The sequence below is a fragment of the Flavobacterium sp. genome (assembly GCF_029945805.1).
In the GTDB taxonomy this organism is placed as follows: domain Bacteria; phylum Bacteroidota; class Bacteroidia; order Flavobacteriales; family Flavobacteriaceae; genus Flavobacterium.
In genome coordinates this window covers 57758-76587 of the sequence record NZ_JAQSDH010000010.1, presented here as the reverse complement: position 1 = coordinate 76587, position 18830 = coordinate 57758, and the positions used below count along the sequence as shown (strand labels likewise).

The 18830-nt window shown below is 40.4% G+C and carries 2 protein-coding genes; both read right to left on the bottom strand.

Annotation, left to right across the window (positions count from 1 at the left end):
* On the bottom strand, positions 1-11581 hold an 11581-nt coding region (locus PSU83_RS02510), incomplete at its 3' end, for a GEVED domain-containing protein (RefSeq protein ID WP_300586343.1).
* A gap of 325 nt (positions 11582-11906) precedes the next feature.
* Positions 11907-17645: a T9SS sorting signal type C domain-containing protein gene (locus PSU83_RS02505; RefSeq protein ID WP_300586341.1), complete on the bottom strand. Its 5739-nt coding sequence runs from the start codon at positions 17643-17645 to the stop codon at positions 11907-11909.
* Positions 17646-18830: the final 1185 nt, after the last annotated feature.

Here is an 18830-nt window from a genome sequence, read left to right as displayed (position 1 = left end):
TAATAGCAAAAACGCTATCATTACAATCGCCACCTGCTGTTACTGTAGTAGTATAACCTACTCCTGGTGAAGTACATGACACAATTGATGTTCCAGTATAGTAGCCATCAGCATCGGCATCTAAATACCAAAGTGGTTGTGCTGATACTGTTGCACCTACTGTAGAGGTAGCTGAACAACCATTTCCATTAGTAAGTACTAATGTATAAGTACCTGTCGCTGCAAGTTGAGCATTAGTGATACTTGGGTTTTGAACCGTAGCACTAAAACCATTTGGTCCGCTCCAAGCATAACTATAGGTTGCTGGTGTAAAGGTTAAACTTTGTCCATCAACTAAACTAGCCGCATTCAATGAATATTGCAATGCAGATGAAGCACTAAAATTCAAACCAACGGTGGCATTAGCAGCAGAATCAAATCCTGGTGCTCCAAAATTAACATCTGGATAAACCAAATGAATCTGACCGTTTGCTGTGTCTAATTGAATTTGGAAAGTAATCGTTCCAGTTCCTGTAGCACTAAAACTGTCTTCATTTGTCCATTGAACAATATACTTGGTACCTACTGTTTGCGTTCTAATAGAACTTGGTAAAGTAGATGAAGGAGTCAAATCATCCCATAAAGCACAAATAGCTGTTAAAGTAGATCCTGCTACATTTGTCATAAGCCCACTACCATTAAAACCTAACGGTGCTGGCAATCCTATGTTAGAGTAGTTAATATCTCCTGCTGTTGAACCAAAAGCTAAGATACCATTGTTACCAACTCGTGCGGTAGTATAGGCAACTCCATTAAATGTGAACGATGGAATTGTCAAGTTATGTTCAGTATCATCACCAATTACACCAACAGAAGTTCCTGTTGCGTCAATGTCAATAAAAGGAACTGCACTGTTTACATTCATTGAATAACCAGATAAAGGTGCAACCGTAGCATTGAAATTCAAAGTATTCCCTTGACAAACTGTTGTAACTGGACTTAGTGTTGCTGCAGTCAGTGCCGCATTAACGAATATAATCGCGCTACCAGATTGTGCTTGAGAACAAGTATTTGCATCTTGTACACTTACTAATGAATAATTAAATGAACCTGCAGTAGTTGTTGGTACAGCAACTGTTACACTATTACCTGAAGTAGTTGTAACCGTTTGATTGGTCCCACCATTTATTTTGTATGTAAAAGTATAGGGAGCCGAACCAGTAGCACCTGTAAAGGTCACCAAAGGCGAAGCATTATTTTGACATACACTTGTAGTACCAGCTATAGTAGCTGTTGGTAGTGGATTAACCGTTAAAGTAAACGTTGCAGTCACTGTTGAACAACCTATTATATCTACAGTGTAAGTATCACTAGTAAAATTAGAGGCTGTGCTAGCAGCAGTTGTAGTAGTACCCGTTAAAGTAGCATTAGTTGCTGATGGTATAGCTACCCCATTTTTCTTCCATACGTAAGTTAATGGAGTGGCACTTGTACCAACTACAGCAAAACTAACAGCTGTTCCAGAACAAAGTGACTGACTTGCTGGTGTTGCAGTAGTGAAAGTTGGTAGTGCTGAATCCACAGTAACTGTTAACGGAACCGCTAGTGTAGCTGAACATCCTGAATTAGATGTTACAGTTAAGTTGTAACTAGTAGTAGCTGTTGGAGTCACTATCGGATTAGCTACAGCTGCAGTAAATGCACTAGAAGGCACTGTAGACCAAGCATAAGTTAATGTATTATTCGGAGTTGTTGTCAACTCAATATTATCAACAGCTGGTGCAGAGAATGGAGATGCTCCATCTGATTTGTATGTAAATACTAATCTTACCGTAGTTCCCGCTAATGCATTAGGAAGCGTAAATGTTCTTAGAGTATAAGCGCTTAAAGCAGGAGTCGTATATGACAATACTGTTGTGTAACCCGCACTAGGTAAAGTACCTGCAACTGGTGTGTTAGCAATAGTGGTAGTATAAACATTCAAGTAATCAAATGTATTATCTATTATAGCCATTTTCATGTAAAACTTCAACGTAATATTTGTTGAACCTGCAGGAATTGCAATATCTCTATAGAAATGATTAACACTAGCTGAACCTGTAGCAACGTTTCCGGTTCCAATAAAAGCAGCATTGGTACCCGCCTGAACTCCGGCCGCAGTTCCAACAAACCAGTTGTTAGTTGCACCATTTAGCAAAGTCCACCCATTTAATGGGAAAGTTGCTCCTGACTCAAAACCACCAACAGTTGTTGGATCAATTAAGGCAGGTGCTGAGAATACAACTGTTGAATTCAATTGTACCGAAGTTGAAGGACAAACTGTGCTAGAAGCACTTGTTGCTGCCACTGTAAACGAACTACCTACTCCAACGTTAAATGTTGCTGTGTTGGTACAACCGTTTGAATCCGTTCCTTCAACAGTATATATGGTAGCAACTGAAGGAGTTACCGACACACTAGTTGAAGTGCTTGTAAATCCAGCTGGCGTAGACGACCAGGAATACCCTGTAGCGCCACTTGCAGTTAAAACTACAGCAGCTCCAGGTGTACAATACGATGCAGCTGAAGAACTGATAGCTACAGCAGGACTAACAACTGTAATTGTTGCCATATCCGACTCTGCTGGAATCAATCCACAAGCAGCTGAACCTAATACAAACGCCTTGTAGTAATAACTACCAGCAGGTGTTGAAGCATTAGTCGTTACATCTAATGAATAAGCATTTCCAACAGCAGTAGCAGCATAAGTTGCTCCAGCTGGAGTATTATTAGTTACAACATTTGTAAAACTTCCTCCTGGAGTGGTATCGTATCTCCATTGAACTGAAGTTACCGTTCCACTTGTGGCTATAGCTAAATTTGAAGCTACTGCTGAAGCTGGAGTTTTACATCTTATAATTTCTGTTGTTGCTAAGTTAGTAGCAAAACCAACTGGACTGCTAACTGCTAAAGTCGCAACGCCACTTGGAAATGACTCATTTACAAAGGCTTTGAATAATAAGTTACCAGGATTTGAAATTCCTGACACGTTTAATATTGTATAATCACTTCCAGTATCATTCCCTGAATCTAATGGATGTTCAAAGGTTAATCCTGGAACAGCGATAGTGTTTGGCCCGATGTAAAGGAATGTATCATCTACATCAATCAAAGCAATGGTATTGTAACTCAATCCATTGTTGGTACTTACTTGCCATTCCACTAAATAAGCCGGATCTCCGTTAGTAACTACACTAAACTGTGCTGTCGTAGGCGTTGGCAAACAAATGTTTACGTCACTTGGACTACTAGCAATTCCCGTACTGCTTACTGTTAATGTAACATCATTTGTACTCAAATCAGCACAAGGAGCTGGTGGAGTCAATAAACATCTGTAAATCGCACCACTTATAGCGGTACCTGTACCAGAGTTACTTACTGTTAATACAGAAGAACTAACACCCGCATAATTAGAATCATTCGCTAAGTTAACATAGCTACTTGGCCCTGTTTTTCGCTGCCACTGATACCCATAAGTGATTCCTGTAGTACCTACAACTGTATAAGTAGTTCCGAAACCAGTTGCCACAATTTTATTTGTAGGCTGCGTAACTATAGTTCCCGGATCATTTACATTAACCGTAATTTGGTTTGTAGATTGACAGAAAGTACTAGTATTGGTAGTAGTAACCGTGTAAATTTGAGTACTTACCGGATTTGCAAGAACTGATTGAATATCAAGAACCGTTATTCCAGTACTTGGAGACCAAGAGTACGTATTATTGTTTTCAGGTATAGTGATTGTAGCACCTGTACCTTTACATACTGTAATGCTGTTGGCTAAAGTAATAGCTGGTAAAGCATTAACGTTTACAGTTGCACTGCCTGAATTACTACATATACCATTAGCAACAGTTGCTGTAAACTGAGTTTGAGCCGTTGGCTGAGCATAAACAGTCGGAGCAAAAGTAGCTGGATTGTAAGCATTTGTTAATGCCACGTCAGTATATAAAGTGGTTGCTGGAGTTGCAGTCCAAGAGTACTGCGTATTTCCATTGGCATTTACTTTTACATTATCAATCCACCATCCTAACCAGTTGGCAGAACTATCGGTAGTGTAACGAAAACGTAATCTAAACTGACTAGTGATAGCACCTGCAGGAACTGTAAAGCTTTCTGTTTTCCAAAGTGAATTATTTGGAACTGCACTTGAAGAGTTTAAAGTAGTATTCCAATCCGTATAACTTAAAGTACTAAATCGAACATCACTTCCGCTAAAGACAGTGTTACTAGCAGCTCCTGAATAGTTAGCTGAAGTAAATGTAGTCCAGCTAGTTCCTCCATCTGAAGAATATTCAACATATCCAAAATCATAGGAAGTAAAATTACCCTCCATTGAAGCAATATGAGAGAATGTTAAAGTTGCAGTAGTAGCACCAGTTAAATTCACATTGGAATTCAAACTATAAGTAGCCGCAGAAGAGGCACCTGTAGTGTTGAACAACACAGAACCTGAACCTTGTGATTGATATGTCGTATTTAAAGTAGCCGACGTAGTCGTTGTCCCTGAAACAGTAGCAGCAGTAAACTGCGGAGATACAGAATCAAAAGCATCTGAGAAATAAGTGGTAATAAAGCTTCCACCTGAAGCACCTAGTTGAACAGGAGCTCCTGAACAAACTGTTGCGTTATTTGGTATTACTGTTACAGCACTTGGTGTCTCGTTAACATTTATCGTAACATTGGCAGTAGCAGTACAACCAGAAACTTGGGTAGTTGCTGTTACAACATAATTTGTTGTACTCGTTGGCGTTACACTAATGGCATTAGTAGTAGCACCACCTGGAGACCAACTCCATGAAGTAGCACTTCCACCATTTTCTGTTAATGTTACAGTAGTACCAGAACAAACTGTAGTTTGTGAAGCACTAATACCCGCAAGCGGAGTAACTACTGTTAAAGCAGCATCAGCACTAGTAGCTGGGCTACCACAATCTGAAGAAACTACTACGTTATAATTACCTGCATCACCAGCTACTAAGCCTGTGATAGTAAGTGTAGGAGAAGTTGCTCCGCTAATAGTACCACCATCGGTAAGATTAGTAGACCCTTTTCTCCATTGGTAGGTAGGATTTACACCTGAAGCAACAACGGTAAATGCAGCTGTTCCAGCAAGACATCGCGTTTGTGTAGCAACAGGACCTGTTGTGATTGAAGAACCGCCACTAACAGTAACCAATACTGATTTTGTTATAGAACAACCCGTAGGTGAGGTAGCAAGCACAGAATATGTAGTAGTAACTGTTGGACTAGCCGTTGTCGTAGCACCACTTGCAGTAAAGCCAGCAGGAGTTGAAGTCCAAGAATAAGTATAAGTTGAAGTAGCGTCTGCAGAAGAAATAATATTTATATTATAATCTTCGGTTTCGCCATAAGTGTAGGTATCACAAGCCCCCGGAGAGGTTACAAATTCGATAATTACAACTCTCATTTTAGTTACACCTGCAGAAGCTGTAGCAGGGATTGTTATACTTCCTGAACGAGTAGACGGAGCCGCTGTTGTTGTAGAAGTGGTATAAGCTTGTTCACCAGCATCCAAGAAATCTCCATCTCTATTATAATCAATAAAAATTGATAAACCATTAGAATAAAAGGTAGCACCATCACATTCGTTAGCTATAACGGTGAATGGAACTACATCATTTACAGTAACGCTAGGAGCAGCGATTGTAGAAGAATAATCAGTGTAGTTTGAAGTACAAGCCTCTCCTTGAGCTAAATTACTTAAGGAACCAAATGAGAAACCAAAAATTTGATCATCTGCATTATTGGTACCACCACCTCCAGCACAATATCCAGTAGGAGCCGTCTGAGGACCTGCTCCCAAAGCTGTAGAAGTCACACTTAAATTCACAGCAGTACCACTACAAACAATAGCAGTATTTACAGCTGCTGTTGCATTAGGGGTATCAACAGTAACTGTAAATTGCGTTGATATTGAACATAAACTTCCGCCACTCTTTGAAGCTGTAATCGTGTAAGTAGTTGTAACCGATGGGTTAAAACTTGCAGAGAAAACTCCTGACAAATTACTAGAAGCAACACCTGTTGTTGGAGCAATTACGAAAGTATCATAATTAGCACCTGCCGCAGCATCTGTAAACGTTGCCGAAGTTGCCCCAGTACAGATAGCAGCACTTGCAGCATTCAAAGCAAATGCTGGTGGAGCAAGATAAGTAGCAGTTACAGCCACTCTAGGACTAGAACACGCTGGTCCTGTAGTTTCAGCAGCAACATAATAAGTAGTAGTTGCGCTAACTGTTGGCTGATAAGTAGCCCCAGTAAATAATGCTGTTCCACCTGAAGCACCAGCATACCATACAATAGAGGCACCTGGACTTAATGTTGTAGCGCTTAAATTTACTTGACCAGTTCCACAACGGGTAGCTGGAGTAGTATTAGCTATAGTATTAGTATAAGTAATGGTTACTGGTGTCGATGTAGACTGACCAGCAACAGAAGCACATGATGTAATTACACAACGGTAAGAAGTAACTCCTGATGGAGTTGCAGTATAAGTAGCAGCCGTAGCTGCAGCAATATCTGTATATCCTGAACCCGTGTCTTGCTGCCATTGGAATGTTAAACCATCCAATGAACCTGCGTAATCAAGACTTAAATTAGTACTTCCATTTAAACAAACGCTCGTTAATGAAGCTAAAGTATTCACTCCAGTAGGAGCAGCAGTACCTAAAACACTCATTACTACTTGCGCAGATCCTGGAGCATTTGAACAACCTGTTGTTTGGTTAGTATAGGCTATAGAATAAGTCGTAGTTACCGCTGGAGAAACAGTTTGACTAAAGATATTAGTCCCTGAAGCAATGGTAACTGGACCTGAACCTGTATCAGCTGTCCAAACTGTAGTATAATTTGACGGTGGGCTAAATCTCCACGTTTCAGGAGTAGTTATCAAACTAGTAAATGCCTGACGTCCTGGAGCAACAGCACCAATTGTTTTTAAATCATTTTGTAATCCAACTGTTGAAGCACGTGCATCTGATTTAGAAATAATAGCTACGTCCACTCTTCCAATTGTTTCATACAACCTTGCCTGAGCAGTGAATCCTGTACCTAAATTTGAACAACATCCATCAACATCACTATACTCAATTACAAATATTCTATTTGGAGCAATACCTTGTGTCCAGTATTTAAGAGTACTAGAAGCAGATCCGGCTAAACCAGAACCAAAATATTGATCCGCAGCCATTAAGGCAATTACATTACCTGGGTTAGCTGCATTTGGAAATACAGCAGGTGCAGTAGTAAATGTGAATTGACCTAATTGACCAGCACCTGTTCCATATCCTGGAGGCGTACCAAACATCAATAATCCGTTAGTACCTGCTGAAATTGTTGAAAATGAATTTCCAAAAAAGTTAAAATTAAAACCTATAGGTAAACCTGACCATCCACCATCATCCAAACTACCTCCTGTTAAAGGTACATTTGCCACGCCATTTGTGATTACAGTAACGGCACTTGGAGGAACAGTAAATGCTACATAAGGGGTTGATGTTACAGTAAAGTTACCTGCAGATAAACCTGAATTGATAGTTGCACTTGTTCCTGGACAAACGCCATTAGCCGTAGTGGTTACCGTTGCCGTTGGCAAAGGGTAAACTGATACAGAGAAAGATGCTGTTGCGGAACAACCAGCAGGACCCGTAGCCGTAACTGTAAAATCTGAATTTTCAGTAACAGTAGCGGTAACCGAATTTCCAGTATTAGAAAGTAAAGTAGCCGAAGGAGTTAAATTAGTCCAAGCGTACGTTATAGACCCATCTATTGGAGTAACATTTAGGGTAACCGTACCACCCGTTCCACAAAATGTAGCCGGAGTAGCAGCAATCAATGTAGGTGTTACCGTTACTGGAACAGCAGTTCTTGCACCCTCACAAGATCCATTATTTTCTGCAACATATAGTATAGTAGTTGCACATACTGGTGCAGTATAGGTAGCACCGGTAAAGATTGGAGTTCCACCAGCTGCCACATTGTACCAATTAAAAGTACCGGCACCGCCTGAAGCAGTTAAATTAACGGTTCCTCCTAAGTTAACAGTAACCGTAGCAGGTGCCACTGCAGGAGCAGTTGGCGAAGGTGCAACAGTTATAGTCTCAATACCCGTATATGTTGTACTATTTTTTACAATAGATATAAAACCAGTAGTTCCAGCACCAGCAACTCCCGTAATAGTAGTTTCATTAACTACTACAAAAGAGGTTACAGCCGTACCGCCAATAGCCACCGCAGTAACACCTGTTAAGCTAGTTCCTGTAAGTGTGAACGTACCTGAATTAGCACATACTGTTAAAGGCAATACATTGATGATTGTCGGAACAGAATTGGACCAAGCATAAAAATTGTTTCCTGTTGGAACAATTGGTCCTGGCGTGGCAGTTGCTGTAGTTCTGCTACCTGTTGCAGGAATAACACCTGTTAAAGAAGCTACGCTACGAACCGTCCAAGGACCTGATAAAGCACTAGACTCAGAAATCAACAATTGATCTTGAGTACCAGACAAACCGTCTTGACCATTAAAGTTTAAGGTAACTGTAGGAGTCAATCCAGTTGTACCTGAAGGATATTGTACTCTAAAGGCTCTGTTACCCACTGCAAGACCCGTTCCAACAGAAGCATTGGTTGGAGTTGCAGTATCAGAAACAGTAACTACGGTTACAGATGATCCTGTTGTTGTAACAGTTGGTGTCGAACCAGCAAACCAAGAAACCGTTCCAGAGAACGGGAAATTGAAAGTACTTGCACCACCACGACCTGTTAACTTGAAGGAACCATTTCTAATGAAAGTATTGGAAGCTCCAAAAGTAGAGGACAAACCAGCAAAACCATTCCAAGTACAAGTAACAGTGTTACCGCCCATGTCTAAAATATTTCCTGTTCCATTAGCACTTGCTGTTAACGACAATGGCGTTGTACCATAAAGCGTTAAACCACTGCTTAGATTTTGACCAAGTCCAGCACCCGCTAAAGTTAACGTATTAATTTTACGGTTAGTTGGAATGGAAGCATCATCTAAACCTACAGCAGGTGTAGCAGCAGGAGCAAAGAAGTTTGTAGTCAAATTGTATAAAGCTACACGAGCTGTTGGCGCTGTAGCCACGATAGTAGATGTACCACCCAATAACCCTACAGTAGGTGCAGCAACATAACCAAAACCAGCTTTAGACATTGTAAAACTAGTTAACTGGCCATTAGTACCGATATTTGCTGTTGCTGATGGCCAACATCCAAGTGGAAACTCTAAAGTAGCCGTTACTCCCGGACTTGCAGTTAATGCTAATGTAGGAGGAACAGAATATGTAGCCGTACCTGTTAAGTATACCGACTCTACAACTCCGTTGTTTACTGTAATAGTAAAGTTAGCCGATGTAAGTGCCGCGCCTGAAACAAGTGTACCACCACTCAACGTGATTGTAGGAGCAGTAACATAACCCGAACCAGGATTTGTTATTAAGTTTAGAGCAGTTGGTCCTGAGAAACCAACCGTAGGTGCAGCAGTATAATTAACACCTCCATTTGAAGTGAACACTGAACCAACACCTGAAGAAGATTGCGGATTACCTGAAGTAAATGCCCCTTGATCACTATTGATGGTTAGTCCACCAGAAAAAGTTGCATTTCCTCCACCTTTTTGCATACTGAATGAAGCAGGACCTGCAATTTGTTGGAATACTGCTGAACTTGCAGCAGCACCAGAACCAGCACCAGCAGCAACACCAACAGTAAACGCTACTGAAGGAGCGGAAGAATAACCGCTACCCGCACTTGTCAAGTTTAAACTACGCACAGTTAGTGTAGTGGCATCATAATTAACTGATGCAGTTGCAACGGTTCCTACATATAAATAACTACCTGTTAGACCCGAAGTATGAGTTGGAGGTGTTGTAGCTGCAGTAGCTGCAGTAGCAACATATAAATTGCCTCCATAAAAATATTGAGTACCTATAGATGGAGCAACATTATAAGGCCAAGGGGTACCTAATGTACCTACAGTTCCTAACCATAATAAATTACTATTAGTACCACCTAAACCACTAGTATGTATAGGAGCAACAGTACCAAGACCTGCTGTTGAAGTCCCTAAGTACACATTACCACCAGATACATAACGAATATTGCTAGCACTAGCACCACCACTCGTCCATCGTGTACAAGCAACACCAAAAACAATTGGAGACACCGAATATAATGAACCCATAGCAGTAACTGCAACACTCGCAACAGAAGTATTAAAAGCCAGACCGTAAACCTGAGCCGTATTGTCTAAGGTTAATTTACCATTCGTATTTAAAGAACCAGCACTTTGAGCTAATGTATTAGTTACAATTAAATTTTGAGTAGTAGTAACTGCATTACTACCAGTATTGCTGAACAATAAAGATCGAATAAAACCATTGGTCCCATCACCTACAAAAGTACCTGAACCCCCTAAGGTGGAACCGGAACCATTAAAAGTTAACCCCGAATTAGCAGTTGCTAAATTGGCAAAGCCATTATTAGTGAAATTACCACCTACAGTAATAGCTACACCAACCGGAGTAGCTACAGTAGAATAAGGTAAAAAGACGCCGCCACTATTAATAGTTAGATTACCTCCTAATGTCATAGCATTAGCAGTACCATTCCATTGTACTCTCCCTCCAATTGTTAGATTACGATAAGACGTAACTTGATCAACTGTGACTATCATTCCCGCAGGAATAGTAACATCATTACCAGCTCCAGGAACTGAACCTCCCCAAGTAGCTGCTGATGACCAAAGACCACCTTGAACTGCAGTAAAGGCAGCTGGCGCGTTTGCTACCATGTTAACTTCATCGATAGAAGCTGGAGGATTTGAAATAGTTGAACTATCTGATTTCCAACTAAAAACAAGTCTGTAAGTTGCGCCCGCTATTCCTGAAACAGTAATTGTTTCATTATTATAAGCTGCAGAACTTAATTTATACATGCCAGAAGTAGCTCCAGTACCAGAAACCTGAAAAGTTGCACTAAGTGCAGTGTTCGCCACAGGTACACCAATATTAGCAGTTGTACCCCAAAACACTTTTAAATTATCCCAGTCAGAAGTAGTAGAACCTTCACCGTTAGCTTTCCATTTGAATGCTAATGTTACAACAGTCTGACCAGCAGGGATTGTAACATCATAATACAAGTGTTGTATGGTACTTATTTGAGAATAAGTCCATGTTTGCGCTCCTGTGGCAGTAGAACTGACAAAGGCACATCTTGTACCTGCACTTACAACTGGTGTTGAGCCCGCAATCCAACTATCTGTAGTTGAATTTACAGCAGTCCAGTTGTTGGCTGCCAAAGTAGCTCCATTTTCAAATCCACCGTCTCCCGTGGGACTAATCAAAGTAGTCTGTCCATAATTACTAAATCCTAGTAAAAGGAATAGCAATGAAGCAAACCACTGAACCGAAGTTCGATTTTTAATGGAACCAGAAGAAGGCGGCGAACCGACACTACTTGTGTTCCACATTTTAAGGCAAGATGTTAATCTCGAACTCAAAAGAGTGTAGTTTCTAATCATAATTAAAAAAAATTGGGTTAAATGAGACTGTTAAGATAATCACAATGTTAAGAATATGTGAAGCAAAAATGAACCAAATCGATTAAAAACCCATTTAATCGATTAACAACATTTGTTTTCCTAAAAAATTACTAAACTACCTGAAAATGTAATTCTTTTCGTGTAGTAAAAATTGGATCGCGTTTTGACAAAATAAAAAAGAAAACAATTAATAATGAAGGATTTAAAATAATTGCGAAAGCAGGTGTTAATTTTCAAAAGTATTCATAAAAAAAGCCCCAATACACTAAAAATGCATTGGGGCTCTAAACTATAAAACTTTGTTTTAGTAAACCACTTTCTTAGTAACAACTCCCCCGTTTTCACCTTCTATTTTTACCAATAACACTTGCTGCGTTGTTGGTAAAGTGGTAAATACCGTGGTTGTAGTTCCTACTTGTTTTTGGGTTGCTAATATTCTTCCTCTGATATCAAATACAGTAACCGTTTTCATAATCTCGGTACCCGAATTGACAATTAAACCTTGTTGGCTTTTATACACAATAACAGAATTTTCATTAAATACAGGATTATTTGTACCTAAAGTAGTAGTTGTGTAACGCAGTAAGAATCGTTCTTCAAACGTACCAATTTCTGTAGCAAAAGTGTAAGGCCCTTCGGTTAAATCATGTACTACATTTAAAAGTCGATCTTCCAAATAAACATGCTGCGAAGTAAACAAACCATCATATTGCGGCATTGTTATCGTATAGCTACTTGCCGTAGTTGATTTATACGCTAAGGGTACCGTATCCGAATTTTCAAAAGGCAATGGTCGTCCTTGTATAGCTATTTTCTTTGTGTCAACCATAGTGTAAAGTGAAATTACATTTGGTGTTTCTGACATCTCAGCATCAAATAATCGGTCAATTCCCATGGTGGCGCTTTCAACATAACCTACCAATATTTCTCTAAAAGCACCTTGCGCATTAGCAATATTTAACCAATAACGATGTTTTTCAAGTGAATTCGTACTTTGTCCAAGCGTTGGATTGGATGTTCTAAAAAACTGCGCATTGTTACCAGCTACACGCATAGCGTTTGTGAAATTAGCAAAATAATTTGGTCCAGCACCAGTAATAGTCGCTACCCCTTTGGTAAAGAACCCTTGACCAGAAGCGATATAACCAGTAGGTTGCGTATTATTACCTGCACCATTAACGCCTGAAGGCTGCGTACCAGTTCCTCCAAGTAAAGTATAAATGGCATAATCATCATTAGTATATTGATACGTTCCATTTCCAATTGGAGCTATATTGGTGTTATGAGTCCAGAAATAAAGCGCACCAACATTAGGATTTGCTGTAATGAAATTATCGGCAAACAAGGAACTTGGATAAGGATTACCTAGCAAATTAAACTGATTGATACCTAAAGTAACGCCTATTTGAATCGATTGCGATCCATTATTAGGAACGCCAGCAAAACTAGCAGTATAATTTAAAGGGGTTGGCGTAAGCGGAGTTACGAATACAGGGAAATTAGAAGGAGCTCGTATTAGATATCCTTGCCCTACATCCATAAGGGTGGCAGAGGAAGTCACAACTTGCCAGTTCGGCGCAGTAGCTAAAGCATCGTAATAATAAAAAAGTGGGCTCAATGGTGATACCGCCACTAAATTTTGTGGATAAACCGGAGAAGACCAATAAGTATAATCTAATTTATACATTGGAGTTGATGTTCTTCTAAAAGTAATATTTCCGGTATTTCCTCCCGAATATACTCCTGCTGCATTAGTCACCGTATTAGGCTGATGCAAACTCACATCAAATAAAGTATCTTCAAAAGTCAGTGTTCCTGCGTTAACAGCTACTGTATTTTCAACAGTAAGTGTTCCTCGGTCAAACAAAACCGTACCGCTAGTTACAATGACACTACAAGCTGATACATTACCGGACGTAGCCGATGCGTTTACAGAAGAGGTAAAATTACCTTGAAACTCGGCGCTGATAGCACTAGTTGGACCAGTTCCATTAGACCAAACACCAGTCCAAATGGCTTTATTGATTGTAATCGCTACTGTAGTTATAGTAGAACATCCTGTTCCGCCAACGGTACTTGTAGTAGTAACCGTTGCATTAGTAAGACCTTTAAAATAAACTGTAGCTGAATTGGTTAAAGCAACATACGGAATCGTGCAAGCGGCATCTGTAAACAAAGCTCCTGCCGTGGTAGCCCAAGTAAAGAAATTAGCCGTACCCGAAGTAGCGGTTAGCACTTGAGGAACATTAGCACAAATAGAAGCGGCACTTGGCGTAACGGTAGTTACGAAACCTGAAGCCGAAACGGTAGTAGCAGTTGAAGATGTAGCCACTGCAGCCGCACAATTAGTAGCATTAGTATAATTTATAGTTACCGTTTTGACACCTGTTGTTAGCCATTGAAGAGTAACCGTATTACTCGCGGTACCAAGTCCGCCAGAAGTTATAGTATAATCTGTACCTAATACACCCGGAACGGTCCAAATATAATTGGTCTGACCGGCTTGAGTGGTATATGTAACATTGCTTAAAGCACAAGCAGTAGCGCCCGGCTGAACCGTAAATGTTACTGTTGGACGCGGATTGATTACGAAAGTCGTAGCAGTTCTACAAGTAGCATTAGAAGAACACGCCGCATAAAAAGTTGTAGTACCCGCAGTATTCGTATTAGGCAATCCAGAACCTGCAACGCCAACCGGATTAAACGAAGCACCGCCGGTTCCTAATGGAGAACCGCCCGTAGCAGAAGTGTACCAATTCATGTTTGGACTTCCTTGTAACATGATTTGACCTCCAGATGGTGGCGTAATCGTCCAGTTATAAGCTCCAGAAACGTCACCGGTTCCACCCCATGATGTTGTGAATAAGATATAAGTTGTTCCTGCTGTTAAAGCAATAGTAAGTCGCGGTTGCAATCCTCCATTAGAGTCATCATCGCCTATTATATAAGTTCCCGAGCCACAATTTCCAGCAGTAAAAGGTGCTGTGGTAATATACCCCATGGCATCAAACGGACTCGCCATTTGAAACACATGCGTACCACTAACGCTTACCTGAAATTGAACCGATTGATAATTTCGTATTGATCCACCAAGAAATGCACACGCCGTTGAATTTCCTCCCGCAGGAGCTGGTCGCGGAGCTACTAAATCTACACCAGCATTCATAGTGCCTCCGATAGAGGTACCCGAATTCACAAAACCATTACAAACCGTAGCTGTAGTCATTGATCCTGAACCGCCTTGGCAAATAACCACGCCTGTTGTTACTGGTGGGGGTAGCAAAACAGAAAAAGGAGTTAAACTAAATCCTGTTGCTGTGGCATTTATAACTCTTATTAAACCAGAATTAGCACCCGCAGGAATAGTGGCCGTGATTTGAGTAAGACTATTTACAACAAAAGTCGCAGGGACACCATTAAAGGAAACCCCAGTAACAGCATAAGGACTAGGAGAACTAAAAAAATTGCTTCCAGTTATGACCACGGTTGTGCTCGTGCCACAGTTATTATTTGCTGGTGTGAAACTCGTAATCGTAGGAGCAACAACACAACTAACAAAAGCGGACCATCCCGCACGCAGTACTGATCCATCGCTTGTAAATCTGAAAGTCAATGATCCATCTGCTGCAGATGAAGTAATGATTCCCGGTGAAAGCGTTCCATAAAAAGAACCCGCCGGACAAGTACCCGCATTAAAACCTGCTGGTAATCCAGAGCCAATTAAGGGCGCCGCTATGCTATTACCGTTAAAAATAGACAATCCGTCATATTGTGCTTCTGTAGCGAAGGAATTAAAATTCACTTGTACTTTGGTTCCTGCACTTGTAGGAAACAGCGTAACGGTATACGCTTCACTATTTTGATAATCTGCTGCGCCACTACCACTATCAAAGAAGCTATAATCGCAACCAATTCTAGAAGTACCGTTTGTAACTGCATCTAACACTAAAGGAGTTAAACCCACTGAGGTGGTAAACGAAGTCGGTACAGACCACGAACTAAAATAACCCGAACAATTGGAACGCACCCATATATAATAGGTAGTACTTGACGACAAGCCTGCTAAGTTAACTGTGGTTACTCCTGCTGGTGTGGTTCCAGTTGGAGACGCACTATATGGAGGAGTTGCATTTGAAGTACTTAAAAAATACTGGTACCCATTGGCTGGTGGCGAATAAGGTGCTGCCGGAGCTAGCCAAGTAACCGTAGCGGCAGAAGCGGTTATAGCCGAAGCTGCTAAAGTTCGACCCGGTCCACACGTTTCCTGAATTAAGTTGATATTATCTAAAATAATAAGCGTATTAGGCGCAGCCGAAACGCTAGCCAATTCAAACCGAATGTAGTACGTACCTACGAAGCCCGTTGTGAAATTTACAATCGCGGTGCTTAATCCTGTTACGTTTACATTAGAAGCCAGCAGTGTGTTTATATTGGCTGCAGTAGGCGCATTTGCGGTTACACCGTAATAAACATTTAAATTCAAATTACCTAAGGCACTACCGTAATCATACGACAAACGATACTCAGTAACACCCGCCAAATTAACGCCTCTGGTGAACCAATTAGTACCTACAACATTATTGGTCAAATACCCATTAACGGTATTTACTTGCCAACTCGCGTTGTCTGAAAAAGTACATGAAGGAATCGCACTCGTAGGCTGCCCATTAAAGTTTTCTGTATAAGGTGGGCTAATGCCCGCACAAATGGTACTAAAAGCGGCCGAAGGTCCTACCCAAGCACTTTGTGTACCACCACAATTAGAGCGTACCCAGTAGTAATAAGTAGTAGACGGAAGCAAACCTGTTAAAAAGCGGTTAGGAGCAACACTAGTATAACTCGGCGTACCTGGTACTGCGGCTATATTAGTATCAACATAAATATCATAACCCGCTGGTGGTCCTGCAGCTGCAACCCATGAGGCAGTTGCACGGTTAGAACGAATATCTGTTACAGCGTTCAAAGCACCGGGTGCCGAACAAGCAGTTCCCGAAACACATTTTACCGTAATTCTAAAACCGTCTGTAGTTGATGCTGTTCCTAAATCTGATATAAAACGAACCGACATAGGAGCATTTATAGCACCAGCATAAAAAACTGTACCCGGATTACTTGCTCCTGTATAGTTAGTTAATGTAGGAGTTCCACCTGATACAGAAATATAATCAAGCGGATCTGCATTTGTATTGAAGGTTACAAAGGTTATCTCTAATTTGTCACCCGCAGTAGGCGTAAAAGTTAAATTATTATCTTGACTGAAATTATAGAAATCATATTCCCCTCCAACATCAAATAAGGTATATTCAGCAGGATATAAAAGAGGATTTACTCCAATAGTTGATGAACAAACTGCTGTAACGTTTAATTCTGGGATAATTAAATTATTTAACGCAGGATTTTTTGAAGACCAAGATATGTCATCCAACCACATTATCCTTGGCACAGGGTAGGGACCAATATTTCTATTGTCTAATATCCTGAACTTTATGTTAGTGTTGCCGTAACCAGATACTGGTGCCGCATCAAATTTTACCGATATTCGTTGCCAAGTGGTAGTTAACGACACTCCCGTAGTAATAAGGTCAGCAGCACCACCCGGAAAAGTATAAGTAGCAATACCGTAGTTAGTTAAGGCTGTAGCATTTTTCAAACTCTGCCAACCGTTTACGCCATCATTAATCTGCAAATCATAAAACGCAGCTGATCCTGCATTTCTTTTCATCCAAAAGGAAAAAACATCCGGATTGCTAATGGTTGGGGTTTCAACGTAATTACCTACATTTGTTGACTGTAAAGCATTATTACCTGTCCTTGGGGTAGCACTAATACCGCCAGTAGCACGCGCAGGTGGATTGAACGCTGCAAAACCACCAGGTCCGCCAGTGGAATAACCAGCAGGCAAAGTACCACTATTATAATGTTCATACACGTTACATTGGGCCTGCGAAATCGTAGTAACTCCTATAAGAAGGGTAAGAACAGCTAGTGTTCTAAAATAAAAACAGGCAACTTTACTCGGGGTCGTAAGTAAAAATTTTTTCATACTTTTTCTTTTTTTTATAAACAGTATCAGTATAGCTTAAAAGTACTACACTGCGGTTAAGACGTTAAAACTACGCCATAAAAACAAATTAACAACAGTTATAGTATCAAAAAGTGCAATTTTTCGACAAACAGTACAAACTACCGATAAACGCACCATTAGGATGGGTTTAACGATAGACGTGTGTCAATGTTTACTAAAAAACATCCAATTTTTAGTGAAATAAAACACTAAAAACTCCCCAAATGTACATTTTATTTTAAAATTTCAATACAGTAAATCAACAAATTATCAACACTTTACACAATTTGTTAATAAAAGTTTAACTTGTTTAGCGAATTACTTACCAAAATAGTAACAATAAGGTAACACACTACAAATCCCGCTGTAATTCCCCCGCTACCGCGCGAATCCCCCGCTACCGCGCGAATCCCTTCGCGTGCGTCTTGTTAGTAATTATATTATAATATTTACAAAAAGAGTTATAGTAGGAGTAGGAATTATAAATTTCATAATCCAGAAAGATTGTATTTTGTGAGTTTTGCAGTTGTGGGTTGGTTAGTTGTTATTCAATATTTTAAATTATAAAAACCACACGAAGGGATTCGTGCGGTAGCGGGGGCAATTAGAACCCCATTGTCACCCTGAGCGCAGTCGAAGGGCTCCCAATCACAACAAAACACAATTAGAACCCCGCTACCGCGCGAATCCCTTCGCGTGTGTCCCCACTACCGCGCGAATCCCTTCGTGTGTGTCTTGGTAGCGGGGGCAATTAGAACCCCATTGTCCCCGCTACCGCGCGAATCCCTTCGCGTGTGTCTTGTTAGTAATTATATTTACAAAAAGAGTTATAGTAAGAGTAGGAATTATAAATTTCATAATCCAGAAGGATTGTATTTTGTAAGTTTTGCAGTTGTGTTTTGGTTAGTTGTTTTTCAATATCTTAAATTATAAAAACCACACGAAGGGATTCGTGCGGTAGCGAGGGGGGTTGCTTAGTTGTTTTTCAATATTTTAAATTATAAAAACCACACGAAGGGATTCGTGCGGTAGCGGGGGTGTTGGTTAGTTGTTTTTCAATATTTTAAATTATAAAAACCACACGAAGGGATTCGTGCGGTAGCGGGGGTGTTGGTTAGTTGTTTTTCAATATTTTAAATTATAAAAACCACACGAAGGGATTCG